Source organism: Mesorhizobium sp. W050, assembly GCF_054719535.1.
Genome location: NZ_JBTTIH010000001.1, coordinates 4848057 through 4863138, shown reverse-complemented (window position 1 = coordinate 4863138; position 15082 = coordinate 4848057). Strand labels below are relative to the sequence as shown.

Sequence of the window (15082 nt, the reverse complement as noted above, 5' to 3'; positions counted from 1 at the left end):
GCGCCGTTAAACGCGCCGCGTGACCTGCATCGGCAGGCCGCCCTGCGGCTGTGTCGTCAGTTTCTGCACCGGCCACGGCTTGGTCTCGGCGGTCACATCGAAGCGGAAGCGCGACAGCATGATGGCCAGCGCAATGATCGCCTCCTGCATGGCGAAGCTGGCGCCGATGCAGATGCGCGGACCGGCGCCGAACGGCAGATACTGGAAGCGGTCGATCTTCTCGCGGTTTCCCGGATGGAAGCGTTCGGGCATGAAGGCGTCGGGCATGTCCCACAGTTTTCTGTGGCGGTGGACGACCCAAGGCATCACCAGTACGGCCGCGCGCTTGGGGAGCACCAGATCGTTCCAGGTCTCCGTCTCGATCGGCTCGCGGTTGATCGACGGCGCCGGCGGATAAAGCCGCAGCGCCTCCTCGAAGGCGGCGCGGGTGAACGGCATTGCCTCGAGCCATTTCGTTGGGTCGGGTTCGCGCGCCAGCACGGCCTCGATCTCGCGCTCGACCTTTTCGCGCTCCCACGGCGCTTCGGCGAGGCAGTAGATCGTCCAGCCCAGTGCCCGCGCGGTGGTCTCGTGGCCGGCGCCGATGAAGGTGATGATGTTGTCCTCGACTTCCGCCCGCGTCAGCCCGTCGGGGCCTTCGGCGCGCAGCAGAAGCGTCAGGAAATCCTGCGGCGCGGTGTCGGGGTCGCGCTTCAGCCGCTCCTCGCGCATCTTGACCGTATCGGTGACGATCTTGCGGAAATAGGCCATGGTCTTGCGGCCGCGGATGCGGGTCAGCCGCGGCAGCCATTCGGGCGCGCGCAACAGGTCGAGCGGATCGACGCGGCCCATGGTCTCGAACAGGCGGTCGATCTCCTGCGCGAAACTGCCGGGCTCGCCCGCAATCTCGCCCGAAAACAGCGTCTCGGCCAGGATATCGTAGGTGAGCAGCGTCATGTCATGGGCGACATCGGTCATGCCGCCTTCGTCATAGCGGGCGACGAACTGCATCGTGCGGCGCAGCATCGGCTCGGCGAAGCCGAAGATATGCCGCGGCGTGAACACCGGCGCCATCGCCTTGCGCGAGCGCTTCCACACCTCGCCTTCGGCGGTCAACAGCCCGTCGCGCAAGATCGGTCGCAGGATCATCTGGCGCACCGTCGCCATCTTGTAGTTCTTGGCGTTGTCGATCAGCACGTGGCGGATAAGGCCGGGATCGTTGGCGACGATCAGATGCCCGCCGACGCCATTCGCCGAAATCCAGGGCTCGTTGTAGGTGTGCTCGCCCCACAGTTCGAGCGGATTGCGGTAGACGATCCGCATCATCTCCAGCGTCGAAGGCGGCGTCGTGCGCGGCCTGGGCGCCGGCGGCACGAAGGGGACGGGCTGCGTGTCCATGAGGTGCTCCGCTGATAGCTCAGATGTAGTGGCTGGCAATCCGGGCGTCCATGTGACCGAACGGCAAACTGAAACGCTGCAGCGCCCGGTGTGCCCGACAGACGGTGTGTTCATCGGATCGTGACCGCCGGTGAAACGGTTGCGGCTTGTCCGGTTGGACACTCTGCCATAGGTGACAGTTACCAACAGCTACTGCCAATCGCCCAGGAGAGTCCGCTTGAAGCACAAGCTGAACATCATAATCGGCAGCACGCGGCCGGGCCGCGCCGGGCCGGTCTTCGCCCACTGGCTGGAGGATTTTGCCCGCGAGCACGGCAAATTCGAACCGGTGCTGACCGACATTGCCACGTTCCATCTGCCGGTTCTGGACGAGCCGCATCACCCCAGGCTCGGCAATTACCAGAACGACCACACCAAAGCCTGGTCGAAGGTCATTGATGCCGCCGACGCCTTCGTGTTCGTGGCGCCGGAGTACAATTATTTCGTGGCGCCTGCGATCGTCAACGCCATCGACTACCTTGCGCGCGAATGGAAATACAAGCCAGCCGCCATCTTCAGCTATGGCGGCATTTCCGGAGGCCTGCGCGCCGCGCAGGCGCTGAAGCCGCTGCTGACCGCGGTGGGCGTCATGCCCATCTCGGAAGGCGTCGCGCTGCCGATGTATCAGAAACTGCTGGAGAGCGACGGCTCCTTCCAGGCTAGTGAGCAGGTAGAGGGTGGGACCAAGACCATGCTGGACGAGCTCTCGCGCTGGAGCGGGGCGCTGAAGCCGATGCGGGCTGCGTAACGCAGCCGGCCCCGGCTTGCTCATGCCATAAAGAGGTGGAATGGTCGGCAGGTGACTGAGCCGGGGGCGGTTCGATTTGCGCCTGTTGTTTGCCTTGCTGTTGATGCTTGCGACCACCGCCACAGCGGTGGCGGAGCGGCGCGTGGCGTTGGTCATTGCCGAGGACGACTACCGGCTGGTGCGGCCGCTGGCCAATCCTGTCAATGACGGCGAGGTGATGGAAGTGGCGCTGAAGAAGCTCGGCTTCGAGGTCGTGGTCGAGACCAATCGTGATCTCAGGCGCATGCGCCGGGCTCTCGACGATTTTCGCGAGGACGCCATGGGCGCCGACGTGGCGCTGGTGTATTTCTCCGGCCATGGCGTCGAAATCTCCGGCGACAACCGTCTTCTGCCGGTCGATGCCGATGCCTCCTCGCTCGACCAGCTGGAGAAGACCAGCCTGCCGTTGGAGGAAGTGCGCGATGCGGTTGCCGCCACGGCGAAGGTCGGGCTGATCGTGCTCGACGCCTGCCGCAGCGATCCGTTCACAGGCGGCAACGGCGACGGGCGTGGCGCCACATCGCTGGTCAAGGACCTGGTGGACAAGATCAAGCCGGGCCTCGGACGCGTCGGCAAGGCGGAAAACATCCTGTTCGCCTTTTCGGCGGCGCCCGGCGAGACGGCTGCCGACGGTACCGGTGCGAATTCGCCCTTTACAGCGGCGCTGATCAAATACCTCGGCACCGACGGGCTCGAAATCCGCTCGGTGCTGACGCTGGTGCAGCAGGAGGTCTACGACCTTTCGCGCGGAAAACAGCTGCCCTACGTCGAGAGCGGGCTGCCGAAGCTGTTCTTCGCCTCGGCGGCCAAGGAACAACTGCCGGAGCGCGAGCGGCTGTTGCTTGCCATGGCCGATGTGACGCCGGAAATGCGCGGCGCGGTCGAACGGGTCGCCAGCGATGCCGACATGCCGCTGGCGCCGCTCTATGGCGCGCTGATCAGTTCCGACACCAGCCATCTCTCCGGCGAAAGCCTGGACGCCAAGCTGCGCGAGGCGGCCGACGCCTTCGTCAAGGTGCGCGGCGAGATGAAGACGCTGGCCGCCGACGACCCGCAGGTGACCGAACTGCGCCGCCAGGCCGAGGAACAGTTGGCGCTCGGCGCTTTCGATGGTGCACGCGTGATCCTCGCCAAGGCCGCCGACGTCGACAATGTCTCGCGCCAGGCGTTGAAGGCCAATTTCGTCAGCCGCACCCTGTCCGAAGCCGCGACGCGATTTCTCTCGGGCGGCGCGGCGCGTGCCACCCTGGACTATGCCACCGCCATCAAGGACTATGAAACGGTGCTGGCGCTCTATGGCGAAGCCGGGCAGACCTCGCTCAGCCTGGAACAGGCCGACCGCCAAAGCCGCACGCTGGAAGAGCTCGGCATCCTCTACACAACGGTCGGCAACACCGACGCCGCCGGCCGCGCCTTTGCGGCGCTGGTCGCCAATCTTGAGCAGCGAGCGCGCCAGGAAACCGATCCGAGCGTCAAGCGCGACCTCGCCATCGGCCATATCAAGTTCGCCAACATCAAGATGGCGCAAGGCGATCTGCCGGCCTCCCTGCAAAACTATGAGGCGGCCAGGGACATGTTGCAGGGCCTGACCACAGACGTGCCGGACAAGAAGGACTGGCTCGGCGATCTCGCCATAGCCAATGACAAGATCGGCAATGTGCTGGCCACGCAAGGCGACCTGGGTGCGGCAGCCCAGGCCTACCAGCAAAGCCTGTCCATCAAGCAGCAATTGGCCGATGCCGAGCCGAACAGCGTCTATCTGCTGCGCGACCTGACCATTACCTACGACGAAATCGGCGGTCTTGCCCGTACCGCCGGCCAGCTGGATGGCGCCCAGACTGCATTCGAAGAGAGCCTGAGAATTCGGCTGGCGCTGGCGCAGAACAACCCCGACGACCCCAGGCATCAGCGCGCCGTCTCCGTCAGCTACACCAGGATCGGCGACGTCCTGCGCGAGCGTGGCGACGCTGCGGGCGCGCTCGACGCCTACAACAAGAGCCAAATAATCGCCGAAGCGCTGGTGCGCCGCGACTCAAACGACACCGATTTGAAGCGCGACCTGTCGGTCGGTTACGCCAAGATCGGCAATGCTTACGGCGACCAGAAGGACTGGCCATTCGCGTTGGAGGCCTACCAGCAGGCGCTGGCCACGGCGCGAGACCTTGCCGCCAGCGACCCAGGCAACACCGATTGGCAGCGCGACCTGTCGGTCTGTCTGGAAAAAATTGCCGGCGTGTTTGATGCCCAGGGCGATATCGCCGGTGCTTTGCAGAACTACCAGGACAGTCTCGTCATTGCCGACCGGTTGGCAAATCTCGACCCGGGCAATTCCGACTGGCAGCGCGACCTGTCGATCACGTTCGAGGAAATAGGCCTGCTGGAGACCAAGCAGCGCCACTATGAGGGCTCGAAGAAGGCCTTCGAAGCCAGCCTGGCCATCCGCCAGCGGTTGGCCCTGTCCGATCCGGACAATGCGATCTGGCAATTCGATCTGGTACAGGCCTATATCAACTATGCCTATGTGGCGAAGAATCCGAAGGCTGTGTTGTCGCAGGCGCTAGACCTGACGCTGGAGCTTGACCGCACAGGCAAACTGGCGCCGAGGGACAAACCCACGATCAAATATCTGCGCCGTCTTCTGGCCAAATTGAAAGCCGCGAAAAAATAGCCGGCTGCCAGCTCGGGATTCAGCCCTGAAATGCCCGCAAACCTTGGAAAAACCGCCTTTTGCGCCTATATCTAGGACATCAAGGCGGCGTGATTCGAAGCCATTTTTTCGCGCTGAGCAGCGGCATCAATCAGACAGGTTTTCATGAGCGATCAAAGCGACAACGCCAACGGCGCTGAGGCCGAATACGGCGCCGATTCCATCAAGGTTTTGAAGGGGTTGGACGCTGTCCGCAAGCGGCCGGGCATGTATATCGGCGACACCGACGACGGCTCGGGCCTGCATCACATGGTCTATGAGGTGGTCGACAACGCCATCGACGAGGCGCTGGCCGGCCATGCCGACCTGGTCACGGTGACGCTCAATCCCGACGGTTCGGTCACCGTTATCGACAATGGCCGCGGGATTCCGACCGATATTCACACTGGCGAAGGCATTTCGGCGGCCGAAGTGATCATGACGCAGCTGCATGCCGGCGGCAAATTCGACCAGAATTCCTACAAGGTGTCTGGCGGCCTGCACGGCGTCGGCGTCTCGGTGGTCAACGCGTTGTCGGCCTGGCTGAAGCTGAAAATCCGCCGCAACGGCCAGATTTTCGAGATGAGCTTCACGCATGGCAATGCCGATGCGCCGCTCAAGGCGACCGGCAGCTATGAGCAGAACAAGCAGCCCGGCACCTATGAGGGCCGCAGCGGTTCCGAGATCACCTTCTTTCCGTCGTCCGAAACCTTCACCATGGTCGAGTTCGACTTCGGCACGCTGGAGCACCGGCTGCGCGAGCTCGCCTTCCTGAATTCCGGCGTGCGCATCATTTTGACCGATGCCCGCCATGCCGATCTCGTGCGCCACGAGTTGCACTATGATGGCGGCCTGGAAGAGTTCGTCAAATATCTCGACCGGGTCAAGAAACCGCTGATCGACAAGCCGATCGCCATCAAGGCCGAGCGCGACGGCATCACCGTCGAAGTGGCGATGTGGTGGAACGACAGCTACCACGAGAACGTGCTGGCCTTCACCAACAACATCCCGCAGCGCGATGGCGGCACCCATCTGGCCGGCTTCCGTGGCGCGCTGACGCGCCAGATCACCGGCTATGGCGAATCGTCGGGCCTGACCAAGAAGGAAAAGGTGGCGCTGATCGGCGACGACTGCCGCGAAGGCCTGACGGCGGTGCTGTCGGTCAAGGTTCCCGACCCGAAATTCTCCTCCCAGACCAAGGACAAGCTGGTCTCGTCGGAAGTCCGCCCGGTGGTCGAAGGCCTGGTCAACGAGGCGCTTGGCACCTGGCTGGAAGAACACCCCAGCGAGGGCAAGGTGGTTATCGACAAGGTGATCCAGGCGGCTGCGGCGCGCGAAGCCGCGCGCAAGGCCCGCGACATCACCCGCAAAAGCTCGCTCGGCGTCACCTCTCTGCCCGGCAAGCTTGCCGACTGCCAGGAACGCGACCCGGCGAAATCCGAAATCTTCATCGTCGAGGGTGACTCGGCCGGCGGCTCGGCCAAGGGCGGCCGTTCGCGCCAGAACCAGGCGATCCTGCCGTTGCGCGGCAAGATCCTCAATGTCGAGCGCGCCCGCTTCGACCGCATGCTCGGCTCCGAGATGATCGGCACGCTGATCACCGCGCTCGGCACCTCGATCGGCAAGGACGAGTTCAACGCCGACAAATTGCGCTACCACAAGATCATCCTGATGACCGACGCCGACGTCGACGGCGCCCATATCAGGACCTTGCTGCTCACCTTCTTCTTCCGCCAGATGCCGGAGCTGATCGAGCGCGGCCATCTCTACATCGCCCAGCCGCCGCTCTACAAAGTGACGCGCGGAAAAAGCTCGCAATACATCAAGGACGAGAGCGCCTTCGAGGAGTTCCTGATCGGCTCCGGGCTGGAGGAGGCGTCGCTGACGCTTGCCTCCGGCGAGGCGCGGGCCGGACAGGATCTGCGCGGCTCGATCGATGATGCACTGGCCGTGCGCCAGCTCATCAACGGGCTGCACACGCGCTACAACAGGGGCGTGGTCGAACAGGCGGCGATCGCCGGCGCGCTCAACGCCGATGTGCTAAACGACCTCGGCCGCGCCAATGCCATGGCCGAACGCGTCGCCCAGCGCCTCGACATCATTGCCGAGGACACCGAGCGCGGCTGGACCGGCCGGCTGTCGACCTCCAATGAAGGCGTCGGCGGCTATGTGTTCGAACGCACGGTGCGCAGCGTCAAGGAATTCGCGCAGCTCGATGCCGGGCTGATAAATTCGGCCGACGCACGCCAGCTCGACCGCTATGCCCCGCGCCTCATGGAAGTCTATGGCGAGCCGCCGGTGCTGCGCCGCAAGGATGTCTCCGAAACCATTTCGGGGCCGCTGGCGCTGCTCAACGCGGTGTTTGCGACCGGCCGCAAGGGCCTGACCATGCAGCGCTACAAGGGCCTCGGCGAGATGAATGCCGAGCAGCTCTGGGAAACCACGCTCGACCCGAATGTGCGTTCGCTGCTGCAGGTCAAGGTCAATGACGCCACCGATGCGGATTCGCTGTTTTCGCGGCTGATGGGCGACGAGGTCGAACCGCGGCGCGAATTCATCCAGGACAATGCGCTGTCGGTGGCCAATCTGGACATTTGATGGCGGGGGCCTTGCCGCCGAAGCTCCACTCCGGGTCAGGCCTTTGGCTCCAGCTTCCGACCAAGGTCCACCGCGTCGCGCAGCACTTGCAGATGCGAGCGCGGCGCGGTGCCCGCCGGCAGGGCGATTTCGACGCCGTTTGCCGTCGATGACCAATAAAGCGTGTGGGTGAAGATACGGTCAAGTGAGCTGCGAAGTTCGATCTGGATGTTCTCCACACCGGGGCCGAAGTTTTCCGTCATCGGACCGGAAATCGGATCGCCTGTCGCCCAGCCATTGCCGCGGTCGTAGACGTTCGTCCAGCGCGTTGCCGCAAACACCGCGCCATGATGCACCGCGCGCTGCGCCTTGCCTTGGCTGTGTCCTTCCCGGTAAAGCACGGTGCCGCCGGGGCGCCCGTCATCGGCAATCGGCGGGCAAGCCGGCGCTCGGCAAGGCCACCCCTGAATTCCGCGAGATTGTAGGTCACCAGGAATTCGCTGTGGGAGAGCGGACTGCCAAGCGTGACGAAATCGCTGATCTTCCAGGGCAGCGGGTGGTCGGCGTCCTTGGTCCGAAGCTGCTGGTAGAGCGCCCATTGACCGCGCCGGAATCCGGCGAGGTCTTCAAGGTTCTTTGGCCACGCTGACCCATCAGAGCCGAGCGTTGCCTTGTCGATGGCCTCGACCGCCGCCAGTTTGGCCTTGTCGCGGACCGCTTCCAGCCTTCGCGGCCGGAACTCGGCCCACAGGATCTGCAGCAAATCATAGGCGATGATCGACCCAAGGCTGTGCGAGACCAGCACGATGCGGTCGTAAGCATCGTCCTTCATCAGCGTCTTGAGCAACGTCAGGCCTCTGTCGCGGATCAGCGCACGCTTCTCGATCGTCGCCGCCTCGGCTCGCACATAAGCGGCGACGTCACCGAAATAGGGCAGGGCGAACTGATCCACCGCCCAGATGACAAAAGAAGCGAGGGTGGTGATCATCAGGCCGGTCGTCAAGGTAACGGCCTGTTGCCAGACCGATGTTGCCAGCACGAGTGCTGCGCCCAGAATGACGATAACGATCAGAAGTGTGGCGACGTAAAGCTTGCGGGCGTCGGGCGGAATGTCGGCGGGCTTGCGCCACAACAGGTTCGTCACCCAGGCGGCCAGCCGGCCGCGCGTCGTGCCTTGCGTGATGTCGGCCCAATAAAGCTCGTAGAAATCGGTACGGCGGCCATCGACGTCGTAGGGCGTGGTGATGCGGCGCAGCTCGTGTGACTTGGTCCGGCTGTCGGGCGTGATCCAGCTCTGGTTGATCGTGGCGCCGGAAACGGCCGGATCGGGAATCTGGGCGTAGGGTGGAGCACGGGTGGGATCGCTGCTCCAGACCGCCTGGACGAATCCCCTCAGCGTACCCTCGGCCGCTGCTCGCCCATGCCGTGCACGATCACCACCGCCTGGCCGGGCTGCGCCTTTTTGTAAGCCAGCGATGCGACAGTCTTGGGCATCAGCGTCTCCGTTGACGACATCCGACGGCGGGATCGCTCATGCTACCCCCGGCTCACCGAGCCAACAATACACGGCAGCCCATGTGGAACTCCGTGAACCAATCCACAGTTTCGCAGTCGTGCCTCGGGCCGCGCGGAAAATAGTTCCGTTCCCGGCAAGCAAATCATTTCATTGCCCTTCGGAACGGAAATCGCTCAGGAACATTGTGACGACATCGATCAATTTCTCGCAGGGAGGCTCTTTATGGGACGCGGTATTTTGCTCTGGTTGCTCGGTATTCCGATCCCGATCATCATTCTCATCATGCTGTTCGTACGGTAGGAGGCGTCGATGCAGTCCACCGTATCGGCTGTCGACGTATCCGCCTCAACAGAATCCTCCGCCCCGGCCGTCAGCTGGGGTCCGATCATCGCCGGCGCCTTCGCGGCCTCGACGCTGACCTTCATCCTCATGCTGCTCGGTTCGGGGCTGGGGCTGACCATGGTCTCGCCGTGGTCCGGCGCCAGTGCCTCGCTGACCACCTTCGCGGTGTCCGGCGCGATCTGGCTCATCATCGTGCAATGGCTGTCCTCCGGGGTCGGTGGCTATCTTGCCGGACGCCTGCGCACCAAATGGGTCGGCATCCACACCGACGAGGTCTATTTCCGTGACACCGCGCACGGCCTCCTCGCCTGGGCGCTGGCGACATTGCTGGTCGTCGGCATTCTCGGGTCGGCGCTGTCGGCAGTGCTTGGTTCAGGCGTGCAGGCGGCTTCTACTGTTGCCTCGGGCGCCGCCATGGGTGCTTCGGCCGGCGCGTCCGCCAATGCCGGCAGCGCACCGGCCGACAATGCGACATCCTATCTTGTGGATACGCTGTTCCGTCCGGCTGATGCCGCCAGGCTCGCGGCGGCCAATCCGGACAGCGATGCCGCGGCGGTCGGACAGGCCTCGCGCATCCTCATCGCCAGTGCGGCGGCAGGCGAAATTTCGGCTGACGACAAGACCTATCTGTCGCAGCTGGTCGCCGCCCGCACCGGTGTCTCCGAGGCTGACGCCAAGGCACGTGTCGACGCCCTGGTGGCCAGGGTCGAGGACGCCAAGGTCAAGGCCAAGAAGGCCGCCGACGCCGCCCGGAAAGGCAGCGCCACCTTCGCCCTGCTTGGCGCCCTGTCGCTGGTTATCGGCGCCTTCATCGCCAGCGCTGCGGCAGCACTGGGCGGCAGGCAGCGCGACGACGAGGAAGCGGTTTTCCTGACCAGCCGCTGAACCGGTCTTCAACATAAAAAGCCCGGTCGAACCGGGCTTTTTTTGTTTCCGATGATGGACCGACAACCTTCCAGTGGAAAGTTGCGGCGGGATCAGTGATCCATGGCCTTGACGATTTCCTCGGTCATCTTCTTGGCGTCGCCGAGCAGCATCATGGTGCCGTCCTTGTAGAACAGCGTGTTGTCGATGCCGGCGTAGCCCGAGCCGAGCGAGCGCTTGACGAACAGGCAGGTGCGGGCCTTGTCGACGTCGAGGATCGGCATACCGTAGATCGGCGACGACTTGTCGTCGCGGGCGGACGGATTGGTGACGTCATTGGCGCCGATGACATAGGCGACATCGGCCTGCGCGAACTCGGAGTTGATGTCTTCCAGTTCGAACACTTCGTCATAGGGAACATTGGCTTCGGCGAGCAGCACGTTCATGTGGCCGGGCATGCGGCCGGCCACGGGGTGGATGGCGTATTTGACATCCACGCCATTGGCCTTGAGCTTGTCGGCCATTTCGCGCAGCGCGTGCTGGGCCTGGGCGACCGCCATGCCATAGCCCGGCACGATGATGACCTTCTGTGCGTTCATCATCAGATAGGCAGCGTCGTCGGCCGAGCCCTGCTTGACCGTGCGTTCGATGCCGTCATCGGCAACCGCCGCGGTCTCGCCGCCGAAGCCGCCGAGGATGACCGAGATGAACGACCGGTTCATGCCCTTGCACATGATGTAGGACAGGATGGCGCCGGACGAGCCGACCAGAGCGCCGGTGATGATCAACGCCAGATTGCCAAGCGTGAAGCCGAGTGCCGCGGCGGCCCAGCCGGAATAAGAATTCAGCATCGAGACGACGACCGGCATGTCAGCGCCGCCGATCGGGATGATCAAGAGGACGCCGAGCGCCAGCGACGCCGCGACGATCAGCCAGAACACCAGCTTGGCCTCGGTGGTGACCAGAAGCACGATCAGCACGATCAGCGCGATGCCGAGGACCGCGTTGATGATGTGACGGCCGCCGATCATGATCGGCTTGCCCGACATGCGGCCATCGAGCTTGAGGAAGGCGATGACGGAGCCGGTGAAAGTGATGGCGCCGATGGCAACGCCAAGGCTCATCTCGATCAGCGCCTGGGCGTGGATGTCGCCATTCGTGCCGATGCCGAAACTTTCCGGCGCGTAGATGGCGGCTGCCGCGACCATGACGGCGGCAAGGCCGACCAGCGAGTGGAAGGCGGCGACCAGCTGCGGCATCGACGTCATGGCGATGCGGCGCGCTGTAACGGCGCCGACGCCGCCGCCGATGGCCAGACCAAGCACGATCAGGCCGAAGCGCCCGGCGGACGGAGTCGCCAGCGCCAGCGTGGTGGCAATGGCAATGCCCATGCCGATCATGCCGTAGAGATTGCCTTGGCGGCTGGTGGTCGGATGCGACAGGCCGCGCAGCGCCATGATGAACAGGACGCCAGAGACCAGGTAGAGGAAGGACGCGAAGTTGGCGTTCATGGCTCTCTACCGGTCCTTCTTCTTGTACATGGCCAGCATGCGCTGGGTGACCAGGAAGCCGCCAAAGATGTTGACCGAGACCAGCATCAGCGCGACGAAGCCGAAGCCGGTGGCAATGCCGGAGGCCGAGATGCCGACGGCCAGCAGCGCGCCGACGACGATGACCGAGGAGATGGCGTTGGTGACCGCCATCAGCGGCGTGTGCAGCGCCGGCGTCACCGACCAGACGACGTAGTATCCGACGAAGATCGCAAGTACGAAGATGGCGAAGCGGAAGACGAAGGGATCGATGGCGCCGCCGGACAGTGCGTGCGCGGCATCGCCCGCCGCATCGGCGCCACCGGGCGCGTTGGCCAGGTTCTGCACAGCCAGCCGGACGGCGGCACTTGCCTGGTCGAGCTGATCGAGGGCTTTCTGCAAGGTCTGATCCATCACGCGATCCCCTTCGGCTTGGCGGCGGACTTGCCGGCAGTGGCTTTGTCGGACGCCTTTTTCGGTGCAGCCTTCTTCGGCGTGGCATCAGCCACCATGGTCTCCGCCGGAATGGCCGCCGGTTCGACATGGGGCTGTTCCGCCGCCTTGGCGAAGGCCGGATGCACCACGCGGCCAGCGTCGGTCAGCATCGTCGCCTTGACCAGATCGTCTTCGCGGTTGATGGCGAGCGTCTTGCTGGTCTTGTCGACCAGCGTCTCGAGGAAGGCGAACAGGTTCCTGGCGTAGAGCAGCGAGGCCGATGCGGCGACGCGGCCGGGCACGTTGAGGTGGCCGACGATTTTCACGCCATTGGCCGTGGTCACCACCTGGCCTGCAACTGCGCCTTCGACATTGCCGCCGCGCTCGACGGCGAGGTCGACGATCACCGAGCCCGGCTTCATCGAGGCGACCATCGCCGCCGACACCAGCTTCGGCGCCGGACGGCCGGGGATCAGCGCCGTGGTGATGACGATGTCCTGCTTGGCGATGTGCTCAGCGGTGAGCGCTGCCTGCTTGGCCTGATACTCCTTCGACATTTCCTTGGCGTAGCCGCCGGCGGTCTCGGCCGCCTTGAACTCCTCGTCCTCGACGGCGAGGAACTTTGCGCCGAGCGACGCCACCTGTTCCTTGGCGGCGGGACGAACGTCGGTGGCGGTGACGACGGCGCCGAGACGGCGCGCCGTGGCGATCGCCTGCAGGCCGGCAACGCCGACGCCCATAATGAAGATCTTCGCTGCCGGCACGGTGCCGGCCGCCGTCATCATCATCGGCAGCGCGCGGTCATACTCCGATGCGCCGTCGATCACGGCCTGGTAGCCGGCGAGATTGGCCTGCGACGACAGCACGTCCATCGACTGGGCGCGGGTGATGCGCGGCATGAATTCCATCGAGAAGGCGGTGACCCCAGCCTCGGCAAGCGCCGCGACCGCGGCATCATTGCCGTAGGGATCCATGATGGCGATGACCGCCGCACCCGATTTGTAGCCCTTCAGCTCGGCGTTGGTCGGCCGGCGCACCTTCAGCACCACATCCGCCCGGCTCGCATCCGAAGCCTTGCCGATCGCGGCGCCCGCCTTGGCGAACTCCTCATCGGGAATGCGCGACCTGGTGCCGGCGCCCGTCTCGACGGTGACGTCGAAGCCCAGCGCCGCCAGCCGCTTCACGGTATCGGGCGAGGCCGCGACACGAGGCTCGCTGGCATCGAGCTCGCGAGGGATGAAAACCGTCTGTCCCACCGCATGATCCTTTCGGCTGGAACCTGTTTGCGCAAGAGTGCGGCTTTGCGAAAGAGTGCGGCCGGATGTCCGGCTACGCCCTTGGCAAGGGTCTGAAGAGACTATCGGAGAATGAAGGCGCCGAGGGCGAGGATCAGCACGAACAGGATGGTCGCGGAGAAGAAGCCGCCTGCGAAGAAGCCGAAAGCCATGGCCAGGAGCAGGGCGCCGCAGAACAGCGAGCCGTATTTGGCCAGCGCCAGAAAGCCATGATAGGTGCGGTCATGTTCGGCATAGTCCATCTTCGCGCCCAGTTCGACAGGACCGGTCGGCGTGTGATCAGCCATAGGAATACCCCTTCGAAGACATCTTTGAGGCACATAGCGAAAAGCCAGGCCAAGAGCAATGGCGCTATTGCCGCACGACCAGCGACAACAGCCTCAAAGAATGTTGAAAGCCGGCGGTATGGGCTCTTGTCGCCGGCCTGGCGTCGAACGTTAAGGGTTTGCGCTTCAACCGGCCAGATGCGGAAACAGCCCGAGCAGCCCAATGACGATCAGATAGAGCGCGACGATGTAGTTGAGCAGCCGCGGCATCACCAGGATCAGCACGCCGGCAATCAGCGAGATCAGCGGGGTAAGCGCGAGCTCGGGAATATGCATGTCGGTTCCTTTCTATGGCCGCGTCGGCGTCATCCAGAACGCGGAAGCGGCGGGAAAGCTCCAGAGCTCGCGTGCCAAATTGCGCAGGCTTCAGTGGTGTCAGGCGGCTTCGCGGAAAAACTTGGCGGTGGGCAGGATGGTTAGCGGTGCGAGTTCGCCGCTCTTGGGGCGTTGGAAGAGCATGCGCTGCTCGAACGCCGTGGAGTTGAAGAACGGGAAGCGATCCAGCGTCGCCTGCATGTTTTCGGAGCACTTCGACTGGAACAGATGCACGGGAACGGTGAGACCGGGATAGATGCGGGGGGGCACCGCCTGCTCGGAACGGAAGATGCGATGATAGAAGCCGGCATGCTCTTCCTTGACCGCCGTCAGGCAATATGTCGGTTTGAAGTGGCTGCAAGCTACGACCGCAAGCCTGAGCGTCACGTAGGGCAGCACGCGCAGGCTGGTCGACCACTCGATATCGGCAGCGAAACGGCTTGGATCGACGAACGTCTCGCCAACTGCCAGCCGCCGCGCCAGCGTGTCGCCGAACACGGCCGTGCTGGGGGAAACAGGGTATTTCGCGCAGGCGTAGTGGATTCTGATGGTGCTGACCAGAACACCATCGAAGAACACGCCAAATCGGTAGGAATTGCGCAGATCGTCGAAGTCGTCCTTTACCATACGCGAGGCATCGGGCTTCACCATGCCAGCATGAAGGTAGGATTTGTAGCGAAGTCGATAGATGGCTTCCAAATCCTCGGCACCGTCGCAAAGGCGATACTCGACGTGCTCCAGGACGTCCATGATATGACGAGAAAACACCGAAGGAGACTGAGCGGTGGCCCTAGAAGCCACCAGAGGCATACCTGCTAGCTGAGTTTCCATTGTTACCCTCGTGCCGTCGCAACTAAACCATACCGGACGACCGAATGAACAAGAAGATGAAACTCTAATCGTCTGTGTTTACCGAATATTAACGTTAACAATAGGTTAACGTTTTGGCAATTCACAGCTTTTTTGACGGCTTCCAAGCGCGATTTAAAGGTTG

General features: G+C 63.6%; 13 protein-coding genes. 4 read left to right on the top strand and 9 right to left on the bottom strand.

All coding sequences use genetic code 11. From position 1 onward, the window contains the following. Positions 1-6: 6 nt before the first annotated feature. The gene (locus ACYG9Y_RS23335; RefSeq protein WP_023671330.1) at positions 7-1377 is read right to left on the bottom strand and encodes a cytochrome P450; all 1371 of its coding nucleotides are present in this window, start codon (positions 1375-1377) and stop codon (positions 7-9) included. A 217-nt stretch (positions 1378-1594) separates the two neighbouring features. Here ACYG9Y_RS23335 and ACYG9Y_RS23330 point away from each other — a divergent pair, with 217 nt between their 5' ends. The 3 genes from ACYG9Y_RS23330 (at position 1595) to gyrB (ending at position 7487) form a co-directional block, all read left to right on the top strand. Then, positions 1595-2164, top strand: coding sequence for an NADPH-dependent FMN reductase (locus tag ACYG9Y_RS23330; protein WP_023739666.1), 570 nt, complete (start codon positions 1595-1597; stop codon positions 2162-2164). A gap of 76 nt (positions 2165-2240) precedes the next feature. Beyond that, complete coding sequence (locus ACYG9Y_RS23325) at positions 2241-4871, top strand: caspase family protein (RefSeq protein WP_023739665.1); 2631 nt, start codon at positions 2241-2243, stop codon at positions 4869-4871. 144 nt (positions 4872-5015) lie between these two features. Continuing rightward, complete coding sequence (gene gyrB / locus ACYG9Y_RS23320; protein ID WP_023725945.1) at positions 5016-7487, top strand: DNA topoisomerase (ATP-hydrolyzing) subunit B; 2472 nt, start codon at positions 5016-5018, stop codon at positions 7485-7487. A 35-nt stretch (positions 7488-7522) separates the two neighbouring features. Here the strand turns inward: gyrB and ACYG9Y_RS23315 are convergent, their stop codons facing one another. Both ACYG9Y_RS23315 and ACYG9Y_RS23310 read right to left on the bottom strand, forming a co-directional pair. Continuing rightward, complete coding sequence (locus ACYG9Y_RS23315; protein WP_023739664.1) at positions 7523-7729, bottom strand: hypothetical protein; 207 nt, start codon at positions 7727-7729, stop codon at positions 7523-7525. After that, a complete protein-coding gene (locus ACYG9Y_RS23310) occupies positions 7726-8610 on the bottom strand; it encodes a hypothetical protein (protein WP_023739663.1) in 885 nt (294 codons plus the stop codon). Before ACYG9Y_RS23310 ends, ACYG9Y_RS23315 begins: the two co-directional genes overlap by 4 nt. 681 nt (positions 8611-9291) lie before the next feature. Between ACYG9Y_RS23310 and ACYG9Y_RS23305 the strand changes: the two genes are divergently transcribed. Then, positions 9292-10209, top strand: coding sequence for a hypothetical protein (locus ACYG9Y_RS23305; RefSeq protein WP_023739661.1), 918 nt, complete (start codon positions 9292-9294; stop codon positions 10207-10209). 92 nt (positions 10210-10301) lie between these two features. Here the strand turns inward: ACYG9Y_RS23305 and ACYG9Y_RS23300 are convergent, their stop codons facing one another. The 6 genes from ACYG9Y_RS23300 to ACYG9Y_RS23275 form a co-directional block, all read right to left on the bottom strand. Next, complete coding sequence (locus tag ACYG9Y_RS23300) at positions 10302-11699, bottom strand: NAD(P)(+) transhydrogenase (Re/Si-specific) subunit beta (RefSeq protein WP_023671337.1); 1398 nt, start codon at positions 11697-11699, stop codon at positions 10302-10304. A gap of 6 nt (positions 11700-11705) precedes the next feature. Next, a complete protein-coding gene (locus tag ACYG9Y_RS23295; RefSeq protein WP_032885960.1) occupies positions 11706-12131 on the bottom strand; it encodes a proton-translocating transhydrogenase family protein in 426 nt (141 codons plus the stop codon). Further along, positions 12131-13408, bottom strand: coding sequence for a Re/Si-specific NAD(P)(+) transhydrogenase subunit alpha (locus ACYG9Y_RS23290; protein ID WP_023739660.1), 1278 nt, complete (start codon positions 13406-13408; stop codon positions 12131-12133). Before ACYG9Y_RS23290 ends, ACYG9Y_RS23295 begins: the two co-directional genes overlap by 1 nt. Positions 13409-13509: 101 nt before the next feature. After that, positions 13510-13734, bottom strand: a complete 225-nt coding sequence (locus ACYG9Y_RS23285; RefSeq protein ID WP_023671340.1) for an aa3-type cytochrome c oxidase subunit IV — start codon at positions 13732-13734, stop codon at positions 13510-13512. Between the two features lie 165 nt (positions 13735-13899). After that, a complete protein-coding gene (locus ACYG9Y_RS23280; protein ID WP_023671341.1) occupies positions 13900-14049 on the bottom strand; it encodes a DUF3096 domain-containing protein in 150 nt (49 codons plus the stop codon). Positions 14050-14148: 99 nt separating this feature from the next. Then, complete coding sequence (locus tag ACYG9Y_RS23275; protein ID WP_023683521.1) at positions 14149-14919, bottom strand: N-acyl amino acid synthase FeeM domain-containing protein; 771 nt, start codon at positions 14917-14919, stop codon at positions 14149-14151. Positions 14920-15082 lie beyond the last annotated feature (163 nt).

Coding starts and splice junctions, on each gene's coding strand:
- ACYG9Y_RS23335 (WP_023671330.1), bottom strand. CDS start 1,377: ATGGACACGCAGCCCGTCCCCTTCGTGCCGCCGGCGCCCAGGCCGCGC.
- gyrB (WP_023725945.1), top strand. CDS start 5,016: ATGAGCGATCAAAGCGACAACGCCAACGGCGCTGAGGCCGAATACGGC.
- ACYG9Y_RS23315 (WP_023739664.1), bottom strand. CDS start 7,729: ATGACGGAAAACTTCGGCCCCGGTGTGGAGAACATCCAGATCGAACTT.
- ACYG9Y_RS23305 (WP_023739661.1), top strand. CDS start 9,292: ATGCAGTCCACCGTATCGGCTGTCGACGTATCCGCCTCAACAGAATCC.
- ACYG9Y_RS23300 (WP_023671337.1), bottom strand. CDS start 11,699: ATGAACGCCAACTTCGCGTCCTTCCTCTACCTGGTCTCTGGCGTCCTG.
- ACYG9Y_RS23295 (WP_032885960.1), bottom strand. CDS start 12,131: ATGGATCAGACCTTGCAGAAAGCCCTCGATCAGCTCGACCAGGCAAGT.
- ACYG9Y_RS23285 (WP_023671340.1), bottom strand. CDS start 13,734: ATGGCTGATCACACGCCGACCGGTCCTGTCGAACTGGGCGCGAAGATG.
- ACYG9Y_RS23280 (WP_023671341.1), bottom strand. CDS start 14,049: ATGCATATTCCCGAGCTCGCGCTTACCCCGCTGATCTCGCTGATTGCC.
- ACYG9Y_RS23275 (WP_023683521.1), bottom strand. CDS start 14,919: ATGGAAACTCAGCTAGCAGGTATGCCTCTGGTGGCTTCTAGGGCCACC.